Below are 2,291 nucleotides of genomic sequence, written 5' to 3' on the forward strand. Positions count from 1 at the left end.
GTTAAGTTGGCCGTACTTCGTATCAAACGAGCGCTCATAACTGCCGTTGCGGTTATTACCAGTGTTAATCCCAGCGTATGAGTAGCGTTCGTAACCCAAAAACTCTGCCAATTCGGTTTGAAGCAGCTGGTTAATCGCAATTTCGAGGTGGTGACGAAAAACTTCGTCCAAAGCTTGCTTTTGGGCTAGTGCAGCGATAATTTCTGTGGTAAGTTCATTCATGGGGAATGCCTCCTGTGATGTTTTCTGTGGTTACTAAATATCATAAGGGAAGGCATTCCCTATTTCTATACAATTCAGAAATCTTTTATGTATTTACACAAGATATTTTACGCTCTCAAACCTTGTTAATTTGATAGTGCATGTACATATTGGACAACTGTTTAAAGTTAGCATCAACTAATACATTTATCGGCACTGCCTCTTTATCTAGACCTGTTTTGCCGTAAAGATCTAATCTCTGAATGTATTATCTGTGAACACTGTTTTAACAATGTCTAGAAACCAACAAGCTTTTAATAGAATCTTCTTGCCTTGAAATATATTCTGCTGATGAAACTAAATGAATTTGTCTTAAGAAATTATTTTGTACTAAATATAGTAAGCGTTAAAATTAAACCTAATATGATTTAGGGGGCTATATGATGTTAGAAAAAATGGCATACAAAGAACTATTGAGTCATGCGTTTGACATTCCTATTTCAGTTACTTATTGGGATGGTTCAATTGCCACATATGGTGAGGGAACTCCAAATATTGCAATAACGTTTAAGAAAGAAATTTCGCTTAAATCAATGACATCTGAGCCAACTCTTGTGTTAGCAGAGGCTTATATGAATGGCGAAATTGAAATTGATGGCAGTATACAAGAATTAATTACATCTGCTTTTCGAACCGACCATAGTTTTTTAACCAACAATCCCTTCTTGAAACATTTGCCAAGTATTTCTCACTCAGAAAAAAATAGCGAACGAGATATTCAGAAGCACTATGATATTGGGAATGAGTTTTATCGGTTATGGTTGGATAAAACCATGACTTACTCATGCGCTTATTTTGAACATGATAACGATACTCTCGAAGAAGCACAATTAAATAAGGACCGACACATTATTCATAAGTTGGACCCTGAATCTGGGAAACGGTTGTTGGATATTGGCAGTGGATGGGGCACTTTACTATTTATGGCTGCTGAGGAATTTGGACTCAATGCGACGGGAGTAACCTTAAGTCAAGAGCAGTATGATTATACGCAGGAGCAAATTAAGGCTCGTCACCTTGAAAGCAAGGTTTCTGTGTTACTTGAAGATTATCGTGAAGTGGATGATAAGTATGATTACGTTACTTCCGTTGGAATGTTTGAGCATGTGGGGAAAGAAAATTTAGGACTATACTTTAATAAAGTTAAAGACTTGTTGAAGCCTAATGGGCGAGCTTTAATTCATGGAATTACAGGTCAGCATGAAGGAGCCGGCGTTGACCCATTTTTGAATAAATACATCTTCCATGGTGGGTATATTCCCAATGTTGCTGAAAATTTACGGCACGTTATGGATTCAGGGTTACAATTGACAGACCTAGAAACTTTACGTCGGCACTATCAAAGAACATTGGAAATTTGGTATAGCAATTACAATGGTGTTATTGATCAAGTAAGAGAAAAGTATGGAGTCCCATTCTCTAGAATGTGGTCGCTATACCTCCAAGCTTGTGCAGGGGCATTTGAATCGGGAAACATTGATGTTATGCAATACTTACTTACAAATGCTCCAAGTGGAACTGGCCTACCAATGACACGTCAATATGTTTATCAGAACGAAGTATAGTGAAATTGTTATTGATAAACCAATGGTGGCGATCTGAAACCGTAGGAATATAAACGCAGTATCGCTAACACCTCCTTAGACCAGTTCAGACCAGTATGGAGTAGCAGGGAATTTATTAAGAAACAGGAAGCACTCATGGCCGTTTTATGAACCGACGAAGACGAAGCCAAGTAATTGTACAGAATGGAATAGTGCTTTTAACAGAATTAGGTACCAATATAAAAGAGGTTCAGGTGCGTGTCCTCGACGCACCTGAACCTCTTTTATATTAGCTCTATTATCTAGAATCAAAGCCAAGAGGTAGATTGCAAATTTAATCCGAATTTTTGGACAAATTTGTCAGCATAACCTGATACGGTGTTTGCCAGTCGAGTATTTTAAGCGGTCGCTGGTTAATTTGGAGTAACGTCGTCGTTAAATCTTGAGCACTAATGTGCTCAAAACGAGTCCCTTTAGGATAAAAAT

2 protein-coding genes and 1 pseudogene are annotated in these 2,291 nt (G+C 37.8%); 1 reads left to right on the forward strand and 2 read right to left on the reverse strand.

The features are described 5' to 3' along the window. A partial coding sequence (locus ACKTSF_RS14385) for a transposase (RefSeq protein WP_407890266.1) occupies positions 1-222 on the reverse strand: 222 nt, incomplete at its 3' end. Between the two features lie 422 nt (positions 223-644). Here ACKTSF_RS14385 and ACKTSF_RS14390 point away from each other — a divergent pair. Next, the gene (locus ACKTSF_RS14390; RefSeq protein ID WP_087128308.1) at positions 645-1,826 is read left to right on the forward strand and encodes an SAM-dependent methyltransferase; all 1,182 of its coding nucleotides are present in this window, start codon (positions 645-647) and stop codon (positions 1,824-1,826) included. 313 nt (positions 1,827-2,139) lie between these two features. Here the strand turns inward: ACKTSF_RS14390 and ACKTSF_RS14395 are convergent. Further along, positions 2,140-2,291: pseudogene (locus ACKTSF_RS14395) on the reverse strand (IS30 family transposase); the annotation flags it as partial.

The organism is Levilactobacillus muriae (assembly GCF_045862015.1).
In the GTDB taxonomy this organism is placed as follows: domain Bacteria; phylum Bacillota; class Bacilli; order Lactobacillales; family Lactobacillaceae; genus Levilactobacillus; species Levilactobacillus muriae.